22 protein-coding genes are annotated in these 25,995 nt (G+C 67.5%); 17 read left to right on the top strand and 5 right to left on the bottom strand.

The window, feature by feature from the left end:
• Nucleotides 1-36: 36 nt before the first annotated feature.
• The 3 genes from CBM2588_RS03365 to CBM2588_RS03375 are packed head-to-tail and all read right to left on the bottom strand — an operon-like array spanning nt 37 to nt 3,764.
• The gene (locus tag CBM2588_RS03365; protein ID WP_115679349.1) at nt 37-837 is read right to left on the bottom strand and encodes an FAD binding domain-containing protein; all 801 of its coding nucleotides are present in this window, start codon (nt 835-837) and stop codon (nt 37-39) included.
• A gap of 26 nt (nt 838-863) precedes the next feature.
• On the bottom strand, nt 864-3,245 hold the full coding sequence (locus tag CBM2588_RS03370; protein WP_115679350.1) for a xanthine dehydrogenase family protein molybdopterin-binding subunit: 2,382 nt from the start codon (nt 3,243-3,245) through the stop codon (nt 864-866).
• A gap of 12 nt (nt 3,246-3,257) precedes the next feature.
• Nucleotides 3,258-3,764: a (2Fe-2S)-binding protein gene (locus CBM2588_RS03375; protein ID WP_115679351.1), complete on the bottom strand. Its 507-nt coding sequence runs from the start codon at nt 3,762-3,764 to the stop codon at nt 3,258-3,260.
• A 319-nt stretch (nt 3,765-4,083) separates the two neighbouring features.
• Between CBM2588_RS03375 and CBM2588_RS03380 the strand changes: the two genes are divergently transcribed.
• Nucleotides 4,084-4,662, top strand: a complete 579-nt coding sequence (locus CBM2588_RS03380) for a YqaA family protein (RefSeq protein WP_111518313.1) — start codon at nt 4,084-4,086, stop codon at nt 4,660-4,662.
• A 182-nt stretch (nt 4,663-4,844) separates the two neighbouring features.
• Nucleotides 4,845-8,819 carry a DUF3683 domain-containing protein gene (locus CBM2588_RS03385; protein WP_115679352.1) on the top strand — a complete coding sequence of 1,325 codons (3,975 nt, stop codon included), beginning with the start codon at nt 4,845-4,847 and terminating at the stop codon, nt 8,817-8,819.
• A gap of 176 nt (nt 8,820-8,995) precedes the next feature.
• Here the strand turns inward: CBM2588_RS03385 and CBM2588_RS03390 are convergent, their stop codons facing one another.
• A complete protein-coding gene (locus tag CBM2588_RS03390; RefSeq protein ID WP_115679353.1) occupies nt 8,996-10,024 on the bottom strand; it encodes a fimbrial protein in 1,029 nt (342 codons plus the stop codon).
• A 164-nt stretch (nt 10,025-10,188) separates the two neighbouring features.
• On the opposite strand from CBM2588_RS03390, the gene CBM2588_RS03395 reads away from it, so the two are divergent.
• The 15 genes from CBM2588_RS03395 (at nt 10,189) to CBM2588_RS03465 (ending at nt 25,403) form a co-directional block, all read left to right on the top strand.
• Nucleotides 10,189-10,626 carry an HIT family protein gene (locus tag CBM2588_RS03395; RefSeq protein ID WP_115679354.1) on the top strand — a complete coding sequence of 146 codons (438 nt, stop codon included), beginning with the start codon at nt 10,189-10,191 and terminating at the stop codon, nt 10,624-10,626.
• Nucleotides 10,627-10,747: 121 nt separating this feature from the next.
• Entirely contained in the window at nt 10,748-12,613 is a 1,866-nt protein-coding gene (locus CBM2588_RS03400; protein ID WP_115679355.1) for an ABC transporter ATP-binding protein/permease, read from the top strand.
• A gap of 88 nt (nt 12,614-12,701) precedes the next feature.
• Entirely contained in the window at nt 12,702-13,118 is a 417-nt protein-coding gene (locus tag CBM2588_RS03405) for a gamma-butyrobetaine hydroxylase-like domain-containing protein (protein WP_115679356.1), read from the top strand.
• Between the two features lie 31 nt (nt 13,119-13,149).
• Entirely contained in the window at nt 13,150-13,881 is a 732-nt protein-coding gene (ubiE, locus tag CBM2588_RS03410; protein WP_115679357.1) for a bifunctional demethylmenaquinone methyltransferase/2-methoxy-6-polyprenyl-1,4-benzoquinol methylase UbiE, read from the top strand.
• A gap of 73 nt (nt 13,882-13,954) precedes the next feature.
• Nucleotides 13,955-14,938: a Tim44 domain-containing protein gene (locus CBM2588_RS03415; RefSeq protein ID WP_115679358.1), complete on the top strand. Its 984-nt coding sequence runs from the start codon at nt 13,955-13,957 to the stop codon at nt 14,936-14,938.
• Nucleotides 14,939-15,065: 127 nt separating this feature from the next.
• Nucleotides 15,066-15,755, top strand: a complete 690-nt coding sequence (locus CBM2588_RS03420; protein WP_115679359.1) for a ubiquinone biosynthesis accessory factor UbiJ — start codon at nt 15,066-15,068, stop codon at nt 15,753-15,755.
• A 67-nt stretch (nt 15,756-15,822) separates the two neighbouring features.
• Nucleotides 15,823-17,400 (top strand): ubiquinone biosynthesis regulatory protein kinase UbiB, encoded by a 1,578-nt coding sequence (ubiB, locus tag CBM2588_RS03425; protein ID WP_115679360.1) that lies wholly within the window; start codon nt 15,823-15,825, stop codon nt 17,398-17,400.
• Nucleotides 17,401-17,437: 37 nt separating this feature from the next.
• Nucleotides 17,438-18,058 (top strand): methyltransferase domain-containing protein, encoded by a 621-nt coding sequence (locus CBM2588_RS03430; RefSeq protein WP_115679361.1) that lies wholly within the window; start codon nt 17,438-17,440, stop codon nt 18,056-18,058.
• Nucleotides 18,059-18,350: 292 nt separating this feature from the next.
• Complete coding sequence (locus CBM2588_RS03435) at nt 18,351-19,787, top strand: sodium:solute symporter family protein (protein ID WP_115679362.1); 1,437 nt, start codon at nt 18,351-18,353, stop codon at nt 19,785-19,787.
• 166 nt (nt 19,788-19,953) lie between these two features.
• Complete coding sequence (locus CBM2588_RS03440) at nt 19,954-20,292, top strand: FmdB family zinc ribbon protein (protein WP_115679363.1); 339 nt, start codon at nt 19,954-19,956, stop codon at nt 20,290-20,292.
• 13 nt (nt 20,293-20,305) lie between these two features.
• A complete protein-coding gene (locus CBM2588_RS03445) occupies nt 20,306-21,016 on the top strand; it encodes a DUF502 domain-containing protein (RefSeq protein ID WP_115679364.1) in 711 nt (236 codons plus the stop codon).
• A 65-nt stretch (nt 21,017-21,081) separates the two neighbouring features.
• Nucleotides 21,082-22,890 (top strand): aspartate--tRNA ligase, encoded by a 1,809-nt coding sequence (gene aspS, locus CBM2588_RS03450; RefSeq protein WP_115679365.1) that lies wholly within the window; start codon nt 21,082-21,084, stop codon nt 22,888-22,890.
• 209 nt (nt 22,891-23,099) lie between these two features.
• Entirely contained in the window at nt 23,100-24,011 is a 912-nt protein-coding gene (locus tag CBM2588_RS03455; protein ID WP_115681378.1) for a hypothetical protein, read from the top strand.
• Nucleotides 24,012-24,114: 103 nt separating this feature from the next.
• A complete protein-coding gene (gene nudB / locus CBM2588_RS03460; protein WP_115679366.1) occupies nt 24,115-24,624 on the top strand; it encodes a dihydroneopterin triphosphate diphosphatase in 510 nt (169 codons plus the stop codon).
• A complete protein-coding gene (locus CBM2588_RS03465; RefSeq protein ID WP_115679367.1) occupies nt 24,621-25,403 on the top strand; it encodes an endonuclease/exonuclease/phosphatase family protein in 783 nt (260 codons plus the stop codon). Before nudB ends, CBM2588_RS03465 begins: the two co-directional genes overlap by 4 nt.
• Nucleotides 25,404-25,415: 12 nt before the next feature.
• On the opposite strand, the gene mobB is transcribed toward CBM2588_RS03465, so the two are convergent.
• The gene (mobB, locus tag CBM2588_RS03470) at nt 25,416-25,946 is read right to left on the bottom strand and encodes a molybdopterin-guanine dinucleotide biosynthesis protein B (RefSeq protein ID WP_115681379.1); all 531 of its coding nucleotides are present in this window, start codon (nt 25,944-25,946) and stop codon (nt 25,416-25,418) included.
• Nucleotides 25,947-25,995: the final 49 nt, after the last annotated feature.

A 25,995-nucleotide genomic window follows, 5' to 3' on the forward strand; every position in this document is an offset into this window, starting at 1 on the left:
GGGAGAGGGGAGACAACATGCGGCAGTGAAGAAGCGCTACCCCTTCACCGCCGCCTCCACCGCCCTTGCCGCCAGCACCGGAATCAGATGCGCCCGGTACTCCGCCGACGCGTGCAGGTCAGTATTCAGCTTCCCCGCATCGACCTTCACCCCACGCGCCGCCTGCGTGCTGAAGTCGGCCGACAACGCCTGCTCCAGCGGCTGGCAACGGAACACGCTGTCGGCCGCCCCGGTGACCGCCACGCGCACCGTATTGCCGGTGCGCGCCACCATCACCCCCACCAGCGCAAAGCGCGATGCCGGATTGCGGAACTTCACATAGGCCGCCTGATCCGGGATCGGGAACCGCACCGCGGTGATCAGCTCGTCGGGTTCCAGCGCGGTTTCGTAGAGGCCCTTGAAGAAGTCATCCGCCGCGATGCTGCGCCGGTCGGTGACCACGGTGGCGCCCAGCCCCAGCACGGCCGCGGGATAGCACGCCGCCGGATCATCGTTCGCCAGCGCGCCGCCGATGGTTCCCATCGCGCGCACCTGCCGGTCGCCGATGCCCCCGGCCAGCGCCGCCAGCGCCGGGATGCGCTGGCGCACCTCGGCGTTGGCTTCCACGTCGGCATGGCGCGCGGCGGCGCCGATGACGACCTCCTTGCCTTCGACGCGGATCTCGGCCATGCCGGGAATGCGCGCGACGTCGACCAGCGTCGACGGCGATGCCAGCCGCAGCTTCATCGCCGCCAGCAGGCTCTGGCCGCCGCCGAGGAACTTGGCGTCGGGATCGGCCTTGAGTTTTTCCACCGCCGCCTTGGCATCCGCGGCGCGTTCAAAGTTGAATGCGTACATGTCGGTTTCCTTTGCGGTGCGGTGGCTCAGGGTTGGGGTTGCGCGGCCTGGATCGCCTGCCATACGCGATGCGGCGTGGCGGGCATCTGCACATCCTTCACGCCCAGCGGCGACAGCGCGTCGACCAGCGCGTTGATGAAGGCCGGCGGCGAGCCGATCGCGCCGGCCTCGCCGCAGCCCTTCACTCCCAGCGGGTTGTGCGTGCAGGGCGTGCCGCTGGCGGTCTCGACGGTGAAGTCGGGCAGGTCGCCGGCGCGCGGCATGGCGTAGTCCATGTACGAGCCGGTCAGCAGCTGGCCGCTGTCTTCGTCGTAGACGCACTGCTCCAGCATCGCCTGGCCCAGCCCCTGGCCGATGCCGCCATGCACCTGGCCTTCGACGATCATCGGGTTGATGATGTTGCCGAAGTCGTCGACCGCGGTGAACTTGACCACCTGCGACGCGCCGGTGTCGGGGTCGACCTCCACCTCGCACACATAGGCGCCGGACGGGTAGGTGAAGTTGGTCGGGTCGTAGAAGGCGTTTTCGTTCAGGCCCGGCTCGAGCTTGTCGAGCGGGTAGTTGTGCGGCACGTAGGCGCTCAGCGCGACCTCGCCGAAGGTCTTGGTCCGGTCCGTGCCGGCCACGCGGAACACGCCGTTGCTGAACTCGATGTCGCTGTCAGACGCCTCCAGCAGGTGCGCGGCGATCTTCTTGGCCTTGGCCTCGATCTTGTCGAGCGCCTTGACGATGGCGGAGCCGCCCACCGCCAGCGAGCGCGAGCCGTAGGTGCCCATGCCGAACGGCACGCGCCCGGTGTCGCCGTGCACGATCTCGACCTGGTCGAGCTGCAGCCCGAGGCGGTCGGCCACCACTTGCGCGAAAGTGGTTTCGTGGCCTTGGCCATGGCTGTGCGAGCCGGTGAAGACCGTCACGGTGCCGGTCGGATGCACGCGGATTTCGCCGACTTCGAACAGGCCCGCGCGTGCGCCGAGCGCGCCGGCGATGTTCGACGGTGCGAGGCCGCAGGCTTCGATGTAGCAGGAATATCCGAGCCCGCGCAGCTTGCCGCGCTGCTTCGCTTCATCGCGCCGGGCCGGGAAGCCCTTGACGTCGGCCAGTTCCTGCGCGCGCGCCAGGCAGGGCTCGTAGTCGCCGGTATCGTAGGTCAGCCCCACCGGGGTGGCATACGGGAACTGCCGGATGAAGTTTTTGCGCCGCAGTTCGGCCGGATCGATGTTCAGCTCGCGCGCGGCGGTTTCGACCAGCCGTTCGACCACGAAGGTCGCTTCGGGCCGCCCCGCGCCACGGTAGGCATCGACCGGCGCGGTGTTGGTGAACACCGCCTGGACCTCCGCATAGATCGCCGGTGTAGCGTACTGGCCGGCCAGCAGCGTCGCATAGAGGATGGTCGGCACGCTGCTGGCGAAGGTCGACAGGTACGCGCCCATGTTGGCGACCGTATGCACGCGCATCGCCAGGAACTTGCCGTCGGCATCTAGCGCCAACTCGGCCTTGGTCACGTGGTCGCGGCCGTGCGCGTCGGTCAGGAACGACTCGCTGCGGTCCGCGGTCCACTTGACCGGGCGGCCGACCTTCTTCGATGCCCACGTCAGCGCCACGTCTTCCGGATACAGGAAGATCTTGGAGCCGAAGCCACCGCCGACGTCGGGCGCGATGATGCGCAGCCGCGATTCCGGCAGCCCCAGCACGAACGCGCCCATCAGCAGGCGCTCGACATGCGGGTTCTGGCTGGCCACGTAGACGGTGTAGCTGTCGTCCTGGCGCGCATAGCTGGCGTTGACCGCGCGCGGCTCGATCGCGTTGGGAATCAGCCGGTTGTTGACGATCTCCAGCGTGGTCACGTGCGCGGCCCTGGCGAAGGCGGCGTCGGTGGCGGCCTTGTCGCCGTGGCCCCAGGTGTAGCAGGTGTTGGCCGGCACGTCGTCGTGCACCAGCGTCGACGCCGACGCGGCATCGGCGGCGCGGACCACGGCGGGCAGCTCTTCGTAGTCGACGTCGATCTGCTCGGCGGCGTCGCGCGCCTGCTGCAGGGTCTCGGCGATCACCAGCGCCACCTGGTCGCCGACGTGGCGAACCTTGTCGTGGGCGATCACCGGGTGCGGCGGCTCTTTCATCGGCGTGCCGTCGATGCTGTGGATCAGCCAGCCGCAGGGCAGGCCGCCCACCTTGTCGGCGGCAAGCTCGGCGCCGGTCAGCACGGCGATCACGCCGGGCGCGGCCAGCGCCGCGGTCTTGTCGATCGAGCGGATGCGCGCGTGCGCGTACGGCGAGCGCAGGAAATACCCGTAGCTCTGCTGCGGCAGCACGATGTCGTCGGTGTACTGGCCGTTGCCGGTCAGGTAGCGGTAGTCTTCCTTGCGCTTGACCGAAGCGCCCACCAGGCGCTGGTTGTCGGGTGCGTTCATGGCAGGTCCCCCTTATTCCGCGCTGGCGGCGCTGGCCGCCGTGCCCTGCATGGCCGCCTGGCCCTGCTGCACCGCACGCACGATATTGTGGTAGCCCGTGCAGCGGCACAGGTTGCCTTCCAGGTGGGCGCGGATGGTGGCGGCGTCGGCGTCGGGATGCTGCTGGACCAGCGCGGTCGCGCTCATCACCATGCCCGGCGTGCAGAAGCCGCATTGCAGCCCGTGGCATTCGCGGAAAGCCTCCTGCATCGGGTGCAGGCCGTTGCCAACCTTGTCCCCGGCCAGTCCTTCGATGGTGGTCACGGTGGCGCCGTCCGCCTGCAGCGCCAGGATGTTGCACGACTTGACCGCCCGGCCATCCAGGTGGACCGTGCAGGCGCCGCACTGCGCGGTGTCGCAGCCGACGTGGGTGCCGGTCAGGCGCAGCTGTTCGCGCAGGAACTGGACCAGGAGGGTGTTGGGTTCTACCTGCGCGTCAACGGGCTTGCCGTTGACCGTCAGGCGGATCGGAATCGCCATGCTTGTCTCCATGTGGGGTGGACGCGCATGACCAATTCCCAGATCCCGAAAGCAAAGCGCGGGACTGGCCACGACGCGGTACTGCCGCTTAAGACGGCTATAGGACGGCTAATTCGTGATATTGGTGCTGCCGCTGCAACTGCGGTTGGTGCGCCAGCGAACCTTGCGGCCGGCGCATCGGCACGGCCGGCGAACGTTTGGCCGCGACAGGCTCTAACAGTTAATCACAAATCCCGCACAGGTGCCATGTGGTTTGCCCGCGCCCCGTTTGGGGCACGGCCCGCTAGAATGAGCCGCGCCACTGGCCCTGTCCCTTTACATGGAAGCCTTCTTCGACTGGCTGTTCGAAACCATTGCCTTGCCCAAGGTAGGCCTGCCCGCGATCTTCGTGGTCAGCCTGGTGTCGGCCACCTTGCTGCCGCTCGGCTCCGAGCCCGCCGTGTTCGGCTACGTCAAGCTCAATCCGCAGATGTTCTGGCCGGCGATCCTGGTCGCCACCGCCGGCAACACGGTTGGCGGCGCGATCGACTGGTGGCTGGGCTACGCGGCCAAGCTGGCACTGGTGCGCTACCACAAGCGGCGCCGCGCGCGCGAGCACGAGGCCGAACACCTGGAGCACCGCGCCCACGCGCGCAAGCCGCCCAAGCCCAAGCTCGATGCGCGCTACTTCCGCTGGATGCGCCGGCTGGGCCCGCCCACGCTGCTGATGTCGTGGCTACCCGGCGTTGGTGATCCATTGTGCACTTTGGCCGGCTGGCTGCGCCTGTCGTTCTGGCCCAGCCTGGCCTGGATGGCGGTCGGCAAGTTCCTGCGCTACCTGGTCATGACCGCTGGGCTGATGTGGATTCCGGACACTTTCTGGCAGAACATTGCGCACACCGTGAAGGCCTGGTTCTGATTCCGGCGCGGCTTCGGGACCGTCTTGCGGGGCGCATCGGGCGCCCGGACAGTCGCTAATCCCTTGTTCCGACAAGGATTCCGTCATGCTGCGGTGCGGCGAAAGCAGGGCTTGCAGTACAATCGCCCTTTACTGAACGATTCGCGCACTGTCCCCGTGCGCAGCAGGAAGCGGTCCCCCCAATGAACGCCCCACTCGTGCTCGACGCCAAGCTCGCCGCGCAGGACGCCCCGCCGCGCCTGCGTGAAATCCCCTATAACTACACGTCCTTCTCGGACCGCGAGATTGTCATCCGGCTGCTCGGCGAGGAAGCCTGGCGCATCCTGGACGAGCTGCGCAGCGAGCGCCGCACCGGCCGCTCGGCCCGCATGCTGTACGAGGTGCTGGGCGATATCTGGGTGGTGCGCCGCAATCCCTACCTGCAGGACGACCTGCTGGAAAATCCCAAGCGCCGCCAGATGCTGGTCAGCGCGCTGCACCACCGCCTGAACGAGATCGAAAAGCGCCGCGCCGCCGACCGTGCCGAGCACGCCGAGCCCGCCGCCGAGGACCGCTCGCACCGCGTGGAGCAACTGGTCGCCTTCGCCAAGCAGGCGATCGAGGACTTCAAGAACGAATTCGCCGCCGCCTACGACCTGCGCAAGCGCGCGCAGCGCGTGCTGGGCCGCGTCACGCAGAAGGACAACATCAAGTTCGATGGCCTGTCGCGCGTGTCGCACGTGACCGACGCCACCGACTGGCGCGTGGAATACCCGTTCGTGGTGCTGACGCCGGATACCGAGGAAGAGATCGCCGGCCTGGTCAAGGGCTGCTTCGAGCTCGGCCTGACCATCATCCCGCGCGGGGGCGGCACCGGCTATACCGGCGGTGCCGTGCCGCTGACGCCGATGAGCGCGGTGATCAATACCGAGAAGCTGGAGCAGCTGGGTCCGGTCGAGCAGACCGACCTGCCGGGCGTGTCGCACAAGGTCGCGACCATCTTCTCCGGCGCCGGCGTGGTGACGCGCCGCGTGGCCGATGCCGCCGACCGCGCCGGCCTGGTGTTCGCGGTCGACCCGACCTCGATCGACGCCTCGTGCATCGGCGGCAATGTCGCCATGAACGCCGGCGGCAAGAAGGCCGTGCTGTGGGGCACCGCGCTCGACAACCTGGCCTGGTGGCGCATGGTGGACCCGGAGGGCAACTGGCTGGAAATCACCCGGCTGGACCACAACCTGGGCAAGATCCATGACGTGCCGGTGGCCACCTTCGAGCTGAAGTGGTCGGACGGCAACCGCGCCCCGGGCGAGAAGGTGCTGCGCACCGAGACGCTCGCCATCGAGGGCCGCAAGTTCCGCAAGGAAGGCCTGGGCAAGGACGTCACCGACAAGTTCCTGGCCGGCCTGCCCGGCGTGCAGAAGGAAGGCTGCGACGGCATCATCACCAGCGCGCGCTGGATCCTGCACCGCATGCCGAAGTTCATCCGCACCGTGTGCCTGGAGTTCTTCGGCCAGGCGCGCGACGCCATCCCCAGCATCGTCGAGATCAAGGACTTCCTGGACGCCGAGACCAAGAAGCCGGGCGGCGCCATCCTGGCCGGCCTGGAGCACCTGGACGAGCGCTACCTGCGCGCGGTCGGCTACGCCACCAAGAGCAAGCGCAACGCCTTCCCGAAGATGGTGCTGATCGGCGATATCGTCGGCGACGATGAAGACGCCGTGGCGCGCGCCACCTCGGAAGTGATCCGCATGGCCAACGGCAAGAGCGGCGAAGGCTTTATCGCCGTCAGCCCCGAGGCGCGCAAGAAGTTCTGGCTGGACCGCTCGCGCACCGCCGCCATCGCCAAGCACACCAACGCCTTCAAGATCAATGAAGACGTGGTGATCCCGCTCAACCGCATGGGCGAGTACACCGACGGCATCGAGCGCATCAATATCGAGCTGTCGATCAAGAGCAAGCTGCAGCTGGTCGACACGCTCGAAGCGTTCTTCGCGCGCGGCAACCTGCCGCTGGGCCGCAGCGACGACGCCAACGAAATCCCCAGCGCCGAACTGCTGGAAGACCGCGTGCAGCACGCGCTGACGCTGCTGCGCGAGATCCGCGCGCGCTGGCGCTACCTGCAAGCCCACCTGGACACGCCGCTGGCGCAGGCCAAGGCCTCGCTGATCGGGCACGGGCTGGGGCTGCTGGGGCAGGAGTTCGAGGCGCGGCTGCACCAGCAGCCGGACGCCAGCGTGTTCCACCTGCTGCAGGACCGCACCATCCGCGTGTCGTGGAAGAACGAGATCCGTGCCGAGCTGCGCAAGATCTTCAACGGCGGCGAATTCAAGCCGATCCTGGACGAAGCCCAGAAGATCCACAAGCAGGTGCTGCGCGGCCGCGTCTTCGTGGCGCTGCACATGCACGCCGGCGACGGCAACGTGCACACCAACATCCCGGTCAACTCCGACGACTACGACATGCTGCAGGACGCGCACCGCGCGGTGGCCCGCATCATGGACCTGGCGCGTTCGCTCGATGGCGTGATCTCGGGCGAGCACGGCATCGGCATCACCAAGCTGGAGTTCCTGACCGAGGCCGAGATTGGCGACTTCCGCGCCTACAAGCAGAAGGTCGATCCGCAGGGCCGCTTCAACAAGGGCAAGCTGCTGCCCGGCGCCGACCTGCGCAATGCCTACACGCCGTCGTTCGGCCTGATGGGGCACGAGTCGCTGATCATGCAGCAGAGCGACATCGGTGCGATTGCGGAGAGCGTCAAGGACTGCCTGCGCTGCGGCAAGTGCAAGCCGGTGTGCGCCACCCACGTGCCGCGCGCCAACCTGCTGTACAGCCCGCGCAACAAGATCCTGGCGACCTCGCTGCTGGTCGAGGCCTTCCTGTATGAAGAGCAGACCCGCCGCGGCATCTCGGTCAAGCACTGGGACGAGTTCTCCGACGTGGCCGACCACTGCACCGTGTGCCACAAGTGCGTGACGCCGTGCCCGGTCAAGATCGACTTCGGCGACGTCTCGATGAACATGCGCAACCTGCTGCGCAAGATGGGGCAGAAGAAGTTCAACCCCGGCACCGCGGCGTCGATGTTCTTCCTCAACGCCACCAACCCCGAGACCATCAACCTGACCCGCAAGGTCATGATCGACTGGGGCTACAAGGCGCAGCGCCTGGGCAACGACGTACTGAAGAAGCTGGCGAAGAAGCAGACCGCGCATCCGCCCGCGACCGTGGGCAAGCCGCCGGTGCGCGAGCAGGTGATCCACTTCATCAACAAGAAGATGCCGGGCAACCTGCCCAAGAAGACCGCGCGCGCGCTGCTCGACATCGAAGACAACGAGATCGTGCCGATCATCCGCGACCCGAAGGCGACCTCGCCGGAATCGGAAGCGGTGTTCTACTTCCCGGGCTGCGGCTCGGAGCGGCTGTTCTCGCAGGTCGGGCTGGCAACGCAGGCGATGCTGTGGCATGTCGGCGTGCAGACCGTGCTGCCGCCGGGCTACCTGTGCTGCGGCTATCCGCAGCGCGGCAGCGGCCAGTACGACAAGGCCGAGAAGATCGTCACCGACAACCGCGTGCTGTTCCACCGCGTGGCCAACACGCTGAACTACCTCGACATCAAGACCGTGGTGGTCAGCTGCGGCACCTGCTACGACCAGCTGGCCGGGTATGAATTCGAGAAGATCTTCCCGGGCTGCCGCATCATCGACATCCACGAGTACCTGCTCGAGAAGGGCGTCAAGCTGGAGGGCGTGACCGGTACGCGCTACATGTACCACGATCCCTGCCACACCCCGATCAAGACCATGGACCCGACCAAGCTGGTCAACGACCTGATGGGCGGCAACACGGGTTTGGGCAAGATCGAGAAGAACGAGCGCTGCTGCGGCGAGTCGGGCACGCTGGCGGTGACGCGCCCGGATATCTCGACGCAGGTCCGCTTCCGCAAGGAAGAGGAAATGACCAGGGGTGCCGACAAGCTGCGTGCCGATGGCTTTACCGGCGACGTCAAGATCCTGACCAGCTGCCCGTCGTGCCTGCAGGGACTGTCGCGCTACAAGGAAGATGCGTCGGTGCAGGCGGACTACATCGTGATCGAGATGGCCAAGCACCTGCTGGGTGAGAACTGGCTTCCCGAATACGTGCAGAAGGCCAATGCCGGCGGCATTGAGAGGGTGCTGGTCTGAAGTGCAAGGGGAGCCAGTCGTCGGCTACGCGAGAAATGGCTCCCTACCGTCATTCCCGCGCAGGCGGGAATCCAGCGTCTTTGAAAGTCACTGGGTTCCCGCATGCGCGGGAACGACGGTCGTTAACTGAACGGCATTCCCCGCTGCGGGGGCTGTTGTACGGCGCTTCTGCGCCGTTATTGATAGCTCATTGTGAACGTCGCGGCGGCATTGGCCGTGCCCGGCGTCACAGTGCCGGTACGGATGTAGCGCGCAGTCAGCGGGACTTGCATGTCGCTGGCGCCGGTCACGGTGCCGACATTGAACTGGTGGAGGTTGCCGGCTAGCGCCGACGCGGGCCCGAAATTCATCGGCGTGCCGTTGTAGAGGATTTGGTAGGCCACCCCACCGGCACTCGACCCGCTTGCCAGCGACAGGTTGCTGCCGGTGTTGCCGGGCTGCGTGGCATCGGTGAGGGTCATGGCGATGGCAGTCGGGCCGGAACAGCTGAGCAACAGCCTGAATGCGGTCTGGCCGGCTGTCGAGCCCGTGGCCTGGAAGGCGGAGGCGCTGAGCTGCGGCATGTTGACGGTCAAGGAAGGGGTCTGCACGGTGCAGGCCGGGGCGATGATCTGCGTATTGCCGCTTATCATCAGCTGGGCAACGGTCAGCGAGCCATAACTGGCTTGCGCCAGCAGGGGTGGCAGCGTAACGGTACCCGGCATCACCGGTCCCGTGACAACCATCTGCACGCGGTAGCGGCTCATCGGGCCGTATGGGGTCCAGGCCTGGTTGGTAATGGCTTGAGATACCGGCGGCGAGGCCAGCGGGGCGCTGTCGATGCCGGGCGTGCCGGACATCCAGTTTGCCCAGCCCGCCTTGATGCCGACGCCGGGGACAGTCGTTTGGTATACGTTGCTGTAGCCGGGCACCAGCTGCATCGGGCTCGCATAGCCATACGTGTACTGGAACGTGCCGCTGCACGAAATATTTACCGGGCCGGCCGTAACCCAGTTGCTGTCGTAGAGAACGGTTCCCGCCGGCGTGTCGCGCGGTACACTGATTGTTGCCGGTAGCGAGATGGTTGCAGTGCCGGGATTGCCGCTGGTGACAGTGCAGTCGGCGGCCGCCGGGGAAGCAAGGCTCATACTCCAGAGCAGGAGCGCGCAAAGTCTGAGGGCGGCGATCCATCGATTTGCCTGTTTGCGGTGCACGCAGCTGGTCATGACTACTATTTGATTGTTGCCTGGAGGCAATCACTATTCCAGCGGCAGAGAAGGGAAACAATAAGCCAAACCTGAAAACGGTATTCTCTGCACGTTTTTTGCATATGCGGAAACGACAGCGAGCCTTGTCGCGAACAACAAGCATCCATGGATAAAATCACCTCATGAGCGGAGTTCCCGACTGCGCCCTGTGCCGCTCCGACGGCGGCGAACTGGTCTGGATGGGCGACCGCGCCCGCCTGATCCTGGTCGAGCATGACCGTTTTCCCGGCTTCTGCCGCATCGTCTGGAACGACCACGTGGCCGAGTTGAGCGACCTGGACGAGGGCGACCAGGCGTGGCTGATGCGGCTGGTCGCGCGCGCGGAGCGGGTGGTGCGCGAGGTGATGACGCCTGATAAGGTCAACCTGGCCGCTTTCGGCAACATGGTGCCCCACCTGCACTGGCACATCATTCCGCGCTACCGCTGGGACACGCATTTCCCCGAGGCCATCTGGGCCGCGCCGCAGCGCGCAGCGGATACCGTGCGCGTGCAGGAGCTGGCCAGCCGGCTGCCGGCGCTGCGCACGGCGCTTTCACTGCTCCAGGCCGACGACGCCTGAAGGGCGCGGAACCCGCGCGCGGCCCCGGCCGTCTGAATGCTGTTGACGCCGCGGCCCGTCGCCACGGTATCCAGAACAACAAGCCCGGCCGGCATCCGCTGGCGGGTCAAGCGCTGTCGCTATGTCCTCCACTCCGACCTCAGTCACCGTACCGGGCCCGGCCGTTCCTGCCAAGGCCCTCAAGATCCAGAGCCGGCTGCGCATGGCAGCGACCTGGGCGCTGATCAAGCCCTACTGGAAATCCGAAGACCGCGTGGCGGGCCTTGGCCTGCTTACCCTGGTGATCGCCCTGAACCTGGGCATCGTCTATATCAACGTGCTCCTCAACGAATGGAACCGCGTGTTCTACAACGCGCTGGAGCAGCGCGACTATGCCTCGTTCAAGGTGCTGCTGCTGCGCTTCTCGTGGATCGCGGCGTTCTTCATCGTCGCGGCGATTTCGCGCCAGTACTACACCATGATGCTGCAGATGCGCTGGCGTACCTGGATGACCGGCCGCTTCATGGGGCACTGGCTCGGGCACCAGGCCTACTACCGCATCGAACAGACCCACGCCACCGACAACCCCGACCAGCGGATTGCCGATGACCTGCGCCTGTTTACCGACGGCGCGCTGTCGCTGTCGCTGGGGCTGCTCAACTCGGTGGTGACGCTGCTGTCCTTCGTCGGCATCCTGTGGACCGTGTCCGGGCCGATCAGCTTCGCGCTGGGCGGCACCGAGTGGACCATCCCGGGCTATATGGTCTGGTTCGCGGCAGGCTATGCGGTGATCGGCTCGCTGGTGGCGCACGTGGTCGGCCGCCCGCTGATCGGGCTGAACTTCCAGCAGGAGCAATACGAAGCGGACTTCCGTTTCACGCTGGTGCGCCTGCGCGAGAACAGCGAGCCGGTGGCGCTGTACCGCGGCGAGCCGACCGAGCAGGCCGGCCTGCGCGCGCGCTTCGACCGCATCCGCGCCAACTGGAACCAGCTGATGCGCTATACGCGGCGGCTGACTTTCGTCAGTTCCGGCTATGCGCAGTTCGCCATCATCTTCCCGATCCTGGTCGCGGCGCCGCGCTACTTCGCCGGCAAGATGACGCTGGGCGGGCTGATGCAGACCAGTTCCGCGTTCGGCCAGGTGCAGGGCGCGCTGTCATGGTTTGTCGACAGCTATGCCACGCTGGTGGGCTGGAAGGCGGCGGCCAACCGCCTGATCGACTTCCACGAAGCCATCCGCGTGGCCGAGCGGCAGGACGCGTCGCAGGACGGCAGCCGCGATATCGAGGTGGCTTACCACGGCAAGCCGCAGGACGGCATCGCCATCGACAGCCTGGCGCTGGCCTTGCCGGTGCGTGCAGCGCGCGGCGCGGCGGTGGGCCAGCGGCCGCTGGTGGCGCCGTTCTCGCTGGCGGTGGCGCCGGGCGAGCGCTGGCTGGTCAGCGGCCCATCAGGCTGCGGCAAGAGCGTGCTGTTCCGCGCGCTCGCCGGAATCTGGCCGTACGGCAGCGGCACCGTGACCATGCCGGAGGGCGCGCGCCGGCTGTTCCTGCCACAGCGCAGCTACCTGCCGATCGGCACGCTGGCCGATGCGCTGGCCTACCCGGACGCGGGCACCGAGCACAGCAAGGAAGTCCTGCAGGCAGCCCTGCGCCAGACCCGCCTGGCCGCGCTGGCGGACCAGCTCGACGTGTTCGACAACTGGTCCCTGCGGCTGTCGCCGGGCGAGCAGCAGCGCCTGGCCTTTGCGCGCGCGCTGCTGCAGAAGCCCGATTACCTGTTCCTCGACGAAGCCACCAGCGCGCTGGACGAGGATACCGAGCGCGCCATGTACCAGCTGATGGTGGAGCAGTTGCCGCAAACGGCGATCGTCAGCATTGCGCACCGCAGCACCGTGGCGGCGTTCCACCAGCGCAGGCTGCGCTACGTGCCGCAGGACGCGGAAGCGGCCCGGGCTGCGCAAGCCGGCGAGCCTGGGGTAAGCTATCGGGTCGTATGCGAAGCGTGATGCGGGGCTGCCGCGGCAGCCGGCGCGGCCACGGCGGCATCATGCGGCAATCACCCTCACCGGCGCCCCTCAGCGGGCCGCGATCACCATGGCAGGCCTGGAAAAAGACACCCCCCATCCCACCGCGCTGACGGTGCACACGCAATCGCGCGTGCTCGAGATCGGCTTCGACAATGGCCGCAGCTTCCGGCTGCCGTTCGAGCTGCTGCGCGTGTATTCGCCCTCCGCCGAAGTCCAGGGCCATGGCCCGGGGCAGGAGGTGCTGCAGACCGGCAAGCGCGAGGTCGGCGTCGACGCGGTCGAGCCGGTCGGCAACTACGCCATCCAGATCCGCTTTTCCGACGGCCACGACACCGGCATCTATTCGTGGGACCTGCTGTACCGCCTGGGCGACAACCAGGACGCGTTGTGGCAGGACTACCTGCAGCGCCTGGCAGCGGCCGGGGCCGATCGCGACACCCCGATGCCCGCCGCCGGCGGCGGGCACGCCTGCGGCCATCACTGAGCCGCCCCCGACAATCCTGGAGTCTTGAAAGATGAGTGAAACCCACTTCGGGTTCGAAAAGGTCGACGAAACGGAAAAGGCCGGCAAGGTTGCCGGCGTGTTCCATTCGGTGGCCAGCAAGTACGACGTGATGAACGACCTGATGTCGGGCGGCATGCACCGGCTTTGGAAGATGTTCACCATCGCGCAGGCCGGGGTGCGCCCGGGTCACAAGGTGCTGGACATTGCCGGCGGCACCGGCGACCTGGCCAAGGCGTTCGCGAAGCAGGCCGGCCCGACCGGACAGGTCTGGCTGACCGACATCAACGAGTCGATGCTGCGCGTGGGCCGCGACCGGCTGCTCAACAAGGGCATCGTCACGCCGGTGGCACTGTGCGACGCGGAGAAGATTCCGTTCCCCGACAACTACTTCGACCTGGTCACGGTCGCCTTTGGCCTGCGCAACATGACGCACAAGGAAGCCGCCCTGGCCGAAATGCGCCGCGTGGTCAAGCCGGGCGGCAAGGTCATGGTGCTGGAGTTCTCCAAGGTCTGGAAGCCGCTGGAGAAGGCCTACGACGTCTATTCTTTCCAGGTGCTGCCGTGGCTGGGCCAGCGCGTGGCAGGGGATGCCCCCAGCTATCGCTATCTCGCGGAATCGATCAGAATGCATCCAGACCAGGTTTCGCTTGTACGCTTAATGGAACATGCAGGCCTGGAGAATGTCGAATACTTCAATCTGACGGCCGGAGTGGTGGCGCTCCACGTCGGGCGCAAGTATTGAGAACACTTGAAAGAACACTTGAAATCGCCATGCTCGCCCGTATATGGGTGAAACTGACAGGGGATAACAGCATATGTCGTCAATTCGTGGAAAATTCCTGGTGGGGTCGCTGGTCACGGCGCTGGCCGTCGGCATGGCGTTCGACGCCGAGGCCAAGCGCATGGGCGGCTCGCGCAGCATTGGCAAGCAGTCCGAGTCGGTGACCCAGCGCCAGCAGACCCAGCCCAGCTCGCCCACGCAGCAGGCGCAGCAACCCGCACAGCAGGCGGCACCGGCCACGGCTGGCGCAGCCGGCGCGGCCGCGGCCGCGGCGCCCAAGCGCAACTGGGGCGGCATCCTCGGCGGCATCGCCGCCGGCCTGGGCATCGGCTGGCTGCTGTCGCACTTCGGCCTGGGCGGCGCGGCGCTGACCTTCCTGTCCAACCTGATCTTGATCGCGCTGGTGGCCTTTGCCGCGATCTGGCTGATCCGCAAGTTCCGTGGCAGCAAGCGCACGGCTCAGCCGGCCTATGCCGGTGCCGGCGGCGCGCCGAACCTCGGCCGCAACGCGGAGCCGATGTTCCGCGGCGAGCCGACGCCGGTTTCGTCGGGCAATGTGTCGGGCAACGTGTCGGGCAGCCCGGTCCTGCCGGCATCCGCAGCGCCGGTCGCAGCGGGTGCCGTGGCGCAGCAGCCGTGGGGCGTGCCGGCCGACTTCGACGCCGAATCCTTCCTGCGCAATGCCAAGGTCCATTTCGTGCGCCTGCAGGCCGCCTGGGATGCCGGCAACCTGGACGATATCCGCGAGTTCACCACGCCGGAGATGTTCGCCGAGATCAAGATGGACCTGGCCGAGCGCGGCGCCGAGGTCAACAAGACCGACGTGGTCACGCTCGAAGCCCAGCTGCTCGGCATCGAGTCGTCGCCGGCCCAGCACCTGGCCAGCGTGCGTTTCTCGGGCATGATCCGCGAGAAGGCGGGCGAGGCGGCGCAGCCGTTCGGCGAGGTCTGGAACCTGTCCAAGCCGGTCTCCGGCAGCGGCGGCTGGCTGCTGGCCGGGATCCAGCAAGAGTCCTGATGCCGCACCCCGCGGCGATGATGCGCCGGGGGGAGTAGCTTAGAATGGAGGCCCACGCGAAAGCGTGGGCCTTTTTGTTTGCGACGCCGGTCCCGCGCGTCGCCGCCTGCCCGCCAACCGCGCTGTCATGAATACTCTGCCTTCCGCCCTGGCCACGCCTGCCGTTGCGGCACTGAACCACCTGCTCGAGCAGGAGCCGTGGGCCCGCAACCAGCTGGCGCCGTTTGCCGGACGCGTGATCCGTTTCGATGCCGCCGCCTTCGAGCTGTCGCTGAAGGTGACCGAGCACGGCTGCACGGAGCTGGCACCCGCGGCCGAGGCGCCCGCGGTGACGCTGCGCGTGCCGGTGCAGCAGTGGCCGCTGGTTGCCGCCGACGTGGCCGAAGGCGGCCAGGCCGCCGCCATGCGCCATGTGCGCATCGAGGGCGACGCCGAGCTGGCCAACACGGTGTCGACGCTGGCGCGCAACCTGCGCTGGGACGCCGCCGAGGACCTGTCGCGCGCGCTGCGCGGCATCCTGGGCGGGCCGGTCAGCGACAGCGTGGCGCAGCGCGTGGTCGACGGCGCGCGCCAGGTCCATGAGCAGGCCACGCGCGTGGGCCGGGCGCTGCTGGACAACGTCACCGACTACCTGCTCGACGAACAGCCGACCCTGGTGCGCCACGCCGCGCTGGATGACTTTGGCGCCGGCGTGGGCCAGGTGCGCGACCGCCTGGCGCGGCTGGAGAAGCGGCTGGAGCGCCTGGAGCGCGGCGGCACGCCGCCAGCGCCGGGCTCCTCCGGCCCGTCCGGCAAGCTGCCGTCGCCGCACCGCTGAGGCGGCCAAGCCGCGCTTCCCCCCGATCATCCACTGACTGCCTGCCCGGCCCCGTGAAGACTCCCGAATGACCCGCCTCCTGCGCCTTGGCAAGATCCTTTTCGTCATCCTCTACTACGGCCTGGACGAGCTGGTGCTCTCCGGCTTCAGCAGCCGCAGGATCCGTTTCCTGGTGCGGGTCATCACCATCGGCCGCAAGCTCGACATGCCGCGCGGCGTGCGGCTGCGGCTGGCGCTGACGCGGCTGGGCCCGATCTTCGTCAAGTTCGGCCAGGTGCTGTCGACCCGGCGCGACCTGATGCCGCCGGATATTGCCGACGAACTGGCCAAGCTGCAGGACCAGGTGCCGCCGTTCGATTCGGCGGTGGCGGTCAGGATCATCGAGCGCTCGCTCGGACGCCCGCTGGACCAGCTGTTCGAGACCTTCGAGCACCAACCGGTGGCCAGCGCCTCGATCGCGCAGGTCCACTTCGCCACGCTCAAGGGCGGCCCCTGCCATGGGCGCGAGGTCGCGGTGAAGGTGCTGCGCCCGGGCATGCTGCCGGTGATCGACAGCGACCTGGCGCTGATGCGCGACATGGCGACCTGGCTCGAGCGCTTCTGGGCCGACGGCAAGCGCCTGAAGCCGCGCGAGGTGGTGGCCGAGTTCGACAAGTACCTGCACGACGAGCTCGACCTGATGATCGAGGCGGCCAACGCCAGCCAGCTGCGCCGCAACTTTGCCGACACCAGCCTGCTGCTGGTGCCCGAGGTGTTCTGGGACTGGTGCAGCAGCACGGTGTTCGTGATGGAGCGCATGCACGGCATCCCGATCTCGCGCACCGAATCGCTCAAGGCCGCCGGCGTCGACATGCACCAGCTGGCGGAGGAGGGCGTCGAGATCTTCTTCACCCAGGTGTTCCGCGACGGCTTCTTCCATGCCGACATGCATCCGGGCAACATCCTGGTGTCGGTGCAGCCCGAGACCTTCGGCCGCTATATCGCGCTGGACTTCGGCATCGTCGGCGCGCTGTCGGAATTCGACAAGAACTACCTGGCGCAGAACTTCATCGCCTTCTTCCGCCGCGACTACCACCGCGTGGCGCTGCTGCACGTGGAATCCGGCTGGGTCCCGCCCGAGACCCGCGTCGAAGAACTGGAAAGCGCGGTGCGGGCCTGCTGCGAGCCCTACTTCGACAAGCCGCTGAAGGAAATCTCGCTGGGCATGGTGCTGATGCGGCTGTTCCAGACCTCGCGCCGCTTCAACGTCGAGATCCAGCCGCAGCTGGTGCTGCTGCAGAAGACCCTGCTCAATATCGAAGGGCTGGGCCGCCAGCTCGATCCGGACCTGGACCTGTGGAAGACCGCCAAGCCGTTCCTGGAGCGCTGGATGCACGAGCAGGTGGGCTGGCAGGGCGCCTGGGAGCGGATCAAGGTCGAGGCGCCGCTGTGGGCCAAGATGCTGCCCGACTTCCCGCGCCTGGCGCACCAGTTCCTGGAGCGGCGGGCGCTCACCACCAACGGCGAGCAGGACAAGCTGCTGGCGATGCTGGTGGTGGAGCAGCGCCGCACCAACCGGCTGCTCGGCACCGCGGTGCTGCTGGTGGGCGGCTTTGTCGCCGGCATCGTGCTGACCCACGTGCTGGGCTGGGCGGGCTACTGGTAGGCGCATGCCGCGATAACAACGGGACGGAGGCAGACCCATGGGCGATACCACCAGGCCGGTGCCCGGCTTTACCACGCGCAACGCCGGCGACCCGGCGTTCTGGGACGAGCGCTTCAAGGAAGGCTTCACGCCCTGGGACCTGGGCGGCGTGCCCGAGGAATTCCGCTGCTTTGTCGAAGGCCGCCAGCCGTGTCCCACGCTGGTGCCCGGCTGCGGCAACGGCTGGGAGGCGGCGTGGCTGTTCGAGCGCGGCTGGCCGGTGACGGCGATCGACTTCTCTGCGCAGGCGGTGGCGTCGGCGCGGCGCGCGCTAGGGCCGGCCGGGGCGGTGGTGCAGCAGGGCGATTTCTTCGCCTTCACGCCGCAGCCGGCGTGCGAGCTGATCTACGAGCGCGCCTTCCTGTGCGCGCTGCCGCCGGCGCTGCGCGCGGCCTATGGCGCTCGCGTGGCCGAGTTGCTGCCGCCGGGCGGGCTGCTGGCTGGCTACTTCTACCTGGGAGAGAACCGCGGCGGACCGCCGTTCGCGATGCCGGAAGCGGAGCTCGATGCGCTGCTCGGGCCGGCCTTCGAGCGCATCGAGGACCGCCCCTCGGCCGCGCCGCTGCCGGTGTTCCAGGGACAGGAGCGCTGGCAGGTATGGCGCCGGCGCGGCGGCTGAACCCGCCGCCGGGCATCCGGCTTGTGGCGCCGGCGGTGCCCCCGCGTGGCGCATTCGCGCCAGCGGGGAATTTTTTTCGCCCGCGCCGGTCTGCGTCGCTATAATCCGCGTTTTGATTCGGCTACGACCGCGGGCCCCCGCCGCGTTTCCCGCCTCGCCGGGACAGCGCCAGGCACCCCGATATGCGGCCCCGACCGATGAATTGGACTCCGGGCCCCGCGCGCGCACCCGCGCCCTGCCGCCCGGCATTCGGTTTTTCGCCACAAGGGCACCTTCTGCATAGGGCAGCGGCATGCTGATCTGGTTTGTCATCATCTACTGGGTAATCTCGGTCGGCATCGGCCTGTGGGCGGCGCTGCGCGTGCGCAACACCACCGATTTCGCCGTCGCCGGGCGCAGCCTGCCGTTCCATATCGTCACCGCCACCGTCTTCGCCACCTGGTTCGGCTCGGAGACGGTGCTGGGCATCCCCGCCGTGTTCCTGAAGGAAGGCCTGTCGGGCGTGGTGTCGGACCCGTTCGGGTCGTCGCTGTGCCTGATCCTGGTCGGACTGTTCTTTGCCCGGCCGCTGTACCGGATGAACCTGCTGACCATCGGCGACTACTACCACAACCGCTATGGCCGGCTGGCCGAGGTGCTTACCACGCTGTGCATCGTGGTCTCGTACCTGGGCTGGGTGGCGGCGCAGATCAAGGCGCTGGGGCTGGTGTTCTATACGGTGTCGGACGGTGCGCTGTCGCAGGAGGCCGGCATGATGATCGGCGCCGCCAGCGTGCTGGTCTATACGCTGTTCGGCGGCATGTGGTCGGTGGCGATCACCGACTTCATCCAGATGATCATCATCGTGATCGGCATGATGTATATCGGCTACGAGGTCAGTGGCCAGGCCGGCGGCGTCACGGCGGTGGTGTCGCACGCGGCCGCGGCGGGCAAGTTCGAGTTCCTGCCGGCACTGGATTTCGTGCAGATCATCGGCTTCGCCGCGGCGCTGTTCACCATGATGCTGGGCTCGATCCCGCAGCAGGACGTGTTCCAGCGCGTGACCTCGTCGCGCACCGAGCAGATCGCCGGGCGCGCCTCGGTGCTGGGCGGCGTGCTGTATTTCTGCTTCGCCTTTATCCCGATGTTCCTGGCGTATTCGGCCACGCTGATCGACCCGGGCATGGTGGCCAAGTACATCGACACCGACTCGCAGCTGATCCTGCCGCAGCTGATCCTGCAGCACGCGCCGATGTTCGCCCAGGTGATGTTCTTCGGCGCGCTGCTGTCGGCGATCAAGAGCTGCGCCTCGGCGACGCTGCTGGCGCCGTCGGTGACCTTTGCCGAGAACATCCTGCGCCCGTATTTCCGCCATCTCGACGACAAGCAGTTCCTGCGCGTGATGCAGACCGTGGTGCTGGTGTTCACCACGCTGGTGACGCTGTTCGCGCTGAACTCGCACCTGTCGATCTTCCATATGGTCGAAAATGCCTACAAGGTCACACTGGTGTCGTCGTTCGTGCCGCTGGCCTTCGGCATGTTCTGGAAGCACGCGACCCGCCAGGGCGGGCTGGCGGCGATCCTGCTGGGCCTGTCGTCGTGGCTGACCTGCGAGATCGCCTTTGCCGATGCCGTGGTGCCGCCGCAGATGGTGGGACTGCTGTTCTCGGTCAGCGGCATGGTGATCGGCTCGCTGCTGCCGCAGTGGATCGCAGATCACGCGCCGGTCAAGGAAGTCCATATCGCCTGACGGCGCGGGGGTGCCCACCCCCCTTATTTCCGCCGATCAGGCGGCCCCGGAACGGTTTATAATTCAAGGCTTTGCATCGCCGCGCGGGATGATTCCCGCGGCCGCCCCGGCTGGCGGCGATGCCCGTCCTGGTACCGATTCCCAAGTTTTCTCGCGAAATAACACCATGCCGATCTATGCCTACCGTTGCGACGCCTGCGGCCACGGGCGCGATGTGCTGCAGAAAATGAGCGATGCCCCGCTGACGGACTGCCCGTCCTGCGGCGCCGCCGGCGCGTTCAAGAAGCAGCTGACCGCTGCCGGCTTCCAGCTCAAGGGCTCGGGCTGGTACGTGACTGACTTCCGCGGCGGCAGCGGCGGCGCCAGCGCGCCCGCGGCCACCGGCGGCACTGCAGCGGCTGCGGCGAGCGCGCCGGCGGCGGCCGAATCGTCGTCGAGCGGCACGGCTGCAGCGAGCGCGGTGCCGGCTGCCGGCGGTTGCGGCAGCGCCTGCGCCTGCCACTGATCCGGATCGTCACGTGGTCGCCAAGAAGACTTCCGCCCTCAAGACCTGGTTCCTGACCGGGCTGCTGGTGCTGGTGCCGCTGGGCATCACGCTGTGGGTGCTCAGCCTGATCATCGGCACGATGGACCAGAGCCTGGCGCTGCTGCCGGAAGCCTGGCGTCCGGACCGGCTGATGTTCGGCAAGCGCGTGACCGGCCTGGGCGCGATCCTGACGCTGCTGTTCATCCTGCTGGTCGGGCTGCTCGCGCATAACTTCATCGGCCAGCGCCTGGTGCGCTGGTGGGAAGCGCTGCTGGGCCATATTCCGGTGGTCGGGCCGATCTACACCAGCGTCAAGCAGGTGTCCGACACGCTGCTGTCGTCGTCGGGCAACGCCTTCCGCAAGGCGCTGCTGGTGCAGTACCCGCGCGAGGGCTCGTGGACCATCGCCTTCCTGACCGGGCGCCCCGGCGGCGACGTGCAGAACCACCTGCAGGGCGAGTACGTCAGCGTCTACGTGCCGACCACCCCCAATCCGACCTCGGGCTTCTTCCTGATGATGCCCAAGGCCGACACCATCGAACTCGACATGACCGTCGACGCCGCGCTCAAGTACATCGTCTCGATGGGCGTGGTGGCACCGGCGGAATTGCCGCGCAAGAACGGCAGCGCGCCCCGGCCGGTATCCACGAGTCCGGCCGGCGGGTCCAGCAGCGAGGAACCGGTCCAGACTACCGATCCTTGAGCCTCCAAACTGATCACGGGCTGGCCGATGCTGTCGGGCAGCCGCGTTTTACCGGGAATCTCCTTATGTCCTCCATGCGTACTCACTACTGCGGTCTGGTGACCGAACAATTCTCGGGCCAGGAAGTGGCCCTGACCGGCTGGGTCCAGCGCCGCCGCGACCATGGCGGCGTGATCTTCATCGACCTGCGCGACCGCGAGGGCCTGGTGCAGGTGGTGTGCGACCCGGATCGCCCCGAGATGTTCAAGGCCGCGGAAGAGATCCGCAACGAGTTCTGCATCCGCGTCACTGGCAAGGTGCGCCCGCGCCCGGCCGGCACCGAGAACGCCAACCTGACCTCGGGCAAGATCGAGGTGCTGTGCCATGAGCTGACCGTGCTGAACCCGTCGGTCACGCCCCCGTTCCAGCTCGACGACGACAACCTGTCCGAAACCACGCGCCTGACGCACCGCGTGCTGGACCTGCGCCGCCCGCAGATGCAGTACAACCTGCGCCTGCGCTACAAGGTGGCGATGGAAGTGCGCAAGTACCTGGACGCGCAGGGCTTCATCGACATCGAGACGCCGATGCTGGGCAAGAGCACGCCCGAAGGCGCGCGCGACTACCTGGTGCCGTCGCGGGTGAACCCGGGCCACTTCTTCGCGCTGCCGCAATCGCCGCAGATCTTCAAGCAGATGCTGATGGTGTCGGGCTTCGACCGCTACTACCAGATCACCAAGTGCTTCCGCGACGAAGACCTGCGCGCCGACCGCCAGCCCGAATTCACGCAGATCGACTGCGAGACCTCGTTCCTGACCGAGCAGGAGATCCGCGACCTGTTCGAGGACATGATGCGCACGGTGTTCAAGAACGCCATCGACGTCGACCTGGACGCCAGGTTCCCTGTGATGGAGTTCCGCGAGGCCATGGCCCGCTTCGGCTCGGACAAGCCTGACCTGCGCGTCAAGCTGGAATTCACCGAGCTGACCGAGGTGATGAAGGACGTCGACTTCAAGGTGTTCTCGGGCCCGGCCAACAGCGACAACGGCCGCGTGGTCGGCCTGCGCGTGCCCGGCGGCGGCGCCATCTCGCGCGGCGAGATCGATGCCTACACCCAGTTCGTCGGCATCTATGGCGCCAAGGGCCTGGCCTGGATCAAGGTCAACGAAGTGGCCAAGGGCCGCGACGGCCTGCAGTCGCCGATCGTCAAGAACCTGCACGACGCCGCCATTGCCGAGATCCTGAAGCGCACCGGCGCGCAGGACGGCGACATCATCTTCTTCGGCGCCGACAAGGCCAAGGTGGTCAACGACTCGATCGGCGCGCTGCGCCTGAAGATCGGCCACTCGGACTTCGGCAAGGCCAATGGCCTGTTCGAGGACGCCTGGAAGCCGCTGTGGGTGGTGGACTTCCCGATGTTCGAGTACGACGAGGAAGACGCCCGCTGGGTGGCGATGCACCACCCGTTCACCAGCCCCAAGGACGAGCACCTGGAATACCTCGAGACCGATCCGGGCAAGTGCGTGGCCAAGGCCTACGACATGGTGCTGAACGGCTGGGAAATGGGCGGCGGCTCGGTCCGTATCTATCGCTCGGACATCCAGAGCAAGGTGTTCCGCGCGCTCAAGATCAACGACGAGGAAGCGCGTGCCAAGTTCGGCTACCTGCTCGACGCGCTGCAGTACGGCGCGCCCCCGCACGGCGGCCTGGCCTTCGGCCTGGACCGCATCGTCACGATGATGGCCGGCGCCGACTCGATCCGCGACGTGATCGCCTTCCCCAAGACCCAGCGCGCCCAGGACTTGCTTACGCAGGCGCCGAGCTCGGTCGACGAGAAGCAGCTGCGCGAGCTGCATATCCGCCTGCGCACCGCCGAACCGAAGCCCAACGCCTGACCGGCTCCGGATCGCATGATCTGCAAGAAAAGCCGCGCGATTGCGCGGCTTTTTTGCTTTTTGCGCAACATCGGCACCCGGCGCATTGGTTTCGATTTGTTACCGGTCGGAACGAAGCCGGCGGCGGGCCGGTCTCCTTCCTTTGACACGCAATTTGCCGAGGGGCCCTGTCATGAAGGTCCCCGGCACTCGGGAGGAAATTCGTGAACCTGAACCTGGATACCGAACTGATCCGCCAGTTCCTGCTGGCCCACCAGGAAACCATCCTGACCTGGCTGGCGGCCGGACTGATCATGATGCTGCTGGCCCGTTTCGAGCTGCGTCGCGCCCAGCGCCGCGCGGCGCAGGCCATGTCCGAATCGGTGGCGACCACGGTGGCCGCGTGCGTGCCCGATATCGCCCACGCGGTGCAGGCGGCGTCGCCCCAGGCGGCGGCCGAGCCGGTCGAGATGCAGCGCGCCGAAGCCCTGCGCCGGCTGGCACTGGACACCGTCGGCGTGGTGATGACGCGCGGACGCTGGCTGGACGAGCTGGGCAACCTGCGCGTGGCCGACGATGCGCTGCTTGCCGGACAGCGCGCCGATGGCGCCGATCCGCTGCTGGTGGTGGCGCCGCAACCGGTGGTGCAGGCCTACCTCGATGCGCAGCGCGTGTTCGAGGACGAGGCCGCGCAGGTGCAGGCGCTGCGCCGCGACGCCCAGCGCGTGCAGGAGGCGCTGCAGGCGCTGGATACCGAGGCCGCCCATATCGAACAGGAAACCGGCAGCATCGTGCTGCGCTTCGAGCAGGTCAACGCGCAGGCGGCGCAGGGCATGGATGGCGGCGATTACCAGCGCTTCCTGATCCAGAAGTACAACACGCTGGGCCAGCGCGAGAAGGAAATCGCGCAGGAACGGATGCGGCTGCAGGGCGAAGTGCGCCAGCGCGCCGACGCCCTGGCCACCCACGCGCATGCCGCCGCCAAGCGCTACCGCCAGGCGCTGGCGCCGCTGATGGAGCAGCTGCGCGCGGCCTGGGGCCACGGCGAATCGCCGCAGGTGTTCGACACCTGGCAGCGCCACGGCAGCTCCGAACCCTACCTGGCCCCGCACGGCATGCAGGGCGCGCGCAGCGCAGCCTGACACGGCCACAAGTTGCGGCGCCCGCGCACGGGCGCCGCAGCGCTTTCCCGTGGCAAGCGCGCGCGCCTGCGCTATCCTTGGGTTTGTCCTTTGGCCCAGACCCATGTCATACAAGATCCCGGAATCCGTGCTGGTGGTGATTTACACGCCAGATCTTCAAGTCTTGCTGCTGGAACGCGCCGATCGCCCGGGCTTCTGGCAGTCCGTCACCGGCAGCCTCGACACCCTGGACGAACCCCTGGCTCTGACCGCCGCGCGTGAAGTCGCCGAGGAAACCGGCATCATCGCCGGCGAACACCAGCTGACCGACTGGGGCCATGCCATCCAGTACGACATCTATCCGCAGTGGCGCCACCGCTACGCCGAAGGGGTGACGCGCAATACCGAGCACTGGTTCGGCCTGCGCGTGGCCGAGGCGCTGCCGGTGACGCTGGCGCCACGCGAACACCTGCAGTACAAGTGGCTGCCGTGGCAGCAGGCGGCGCAGCAGTGCTTTTCCAGCAGCAATGCCGATGCCATCCGCCAGCTGGGATGGCGCGCGGGCGGTGCCGGCGCGCCGGCCGCTGCGAGCGCCGATGCCAGCCGCGAGGCAGCCGTCGGAGGCCGGCCATGAAGCTGCGCGTGGTCACCTACAACATCCACAAAGGGGTGACCGGCCTGTCGCGGCGCCCGCGCATCCAGAACGTGCGGGCCGGCCTGCATGCCATGGATGCGGACATCGTCTTCCTGCAGGAAGTGCAGGACCGCAACGACCGCCTGGTGGCGGCGGCGCTGTTTGATCCCGACCATACCCAGCTCAACTACCTGGCAACCGATGCGTACCCGCATTCGGTCTACGGCCGCAATGCGGTCTACGACTACGGCCATCACGGCAACGCGATCCTGTCGCGCCATCCGATCCTGATGTCCGAAAACCTCGATATTTCCGACCACCGCTTCGAGCAGCGCGGGTTGCTGCACGCGGTGGCGGACGTGCACGGCGTCGAGACCCACCTGATCTGCGTGCATTTCGGCCTGTTCGCGCGCAGCCGTGCGCGCCAGGCCGAGGCCTTGGTGGAGCGCGTGCAGAACGTGGTGCCGGCGGGCGTGCCGCTGGTGATCGCCGGCGACTTCAACGACTGGAACCACCGGCTCGACGCGCAGATCTGCAATACGCTGGGCGCGGTCGAGGCCTCGCATGCGCGTGGGGCGCGGCTGCACACCTTTCCCAGCCATATGCCGTGGTGGCAGCTCGACCGCATCTATGTGCGCGGCTACGAGATCGAGCGCGCCCACGCGCTGACCGGGCGCGACTGGGCGCAACGCTCCGACCACGTGCCGCTGGTGGCGGAGCTGGGCCATCCGCTCGGCGGAATGGTGGAGCGGGACGCGCCCGCGGACAAGGCCGCCTGAGGCAGAGCCCGGTCAGCCCGCGCCGCCGTCGCGGCCGGGCAGGGGATAGTCGCGGATAAAGGCGAACACCGCGTGGGCATCGTTCAGGTCCAGCACTGGCAGCGTGGTCATGGCGGCGACGGCGGCGGGATCGTCGCTCGCGACCGCCACCACGCCCGGCACCTCGTCCCATAGCGGTGCACGGCCCAGCGCGGGGCGGAATACTTCGAGCTTGGGAAAATCGCTGCGCTTGTATCCTTCCACCAGCACCAGGTCGGTATCGGGCGGCAGCACCGCGAGCGCGTCGTCGAGCTCGGGCGACGGCACCGCCTCGGGGTAATGGCGCATCAGCGTCAGGTGGCGCGCGCCGACCAGCACGACGTTGGCGCAGCCGGCCGCGCGCATGCGCCACGAATCCTTGCCGGGCGTGTCGGGATCGAAGCCGTGGTGGGTGTGCTTGACGCCGGCCACGCGCAGGCCGGCGCCGACGAAGCAGGGGATGAGCTGGTCCAGCAGCGTGGTCTTGCCGCTGCCGGACGAACCGGTAATGCCGAATACCTTCACCATGGTTTCCGTAGGGGCGTCGGGAGTCTGCCTGGTCGCCGGTATCGGC

Origin of the sequence: Cupriavidus taiwanensis (assembly GCF_900250075.1) — a bacterium.
In the GTDB taxonomy this organism is placed as follows: Bacteria; Pseudomonadota; Gammaproteobacteria; order Burkholderiales; family Burkholderiaceae; genus Cupriavidus; species Cupriavidus taiwanensis_C.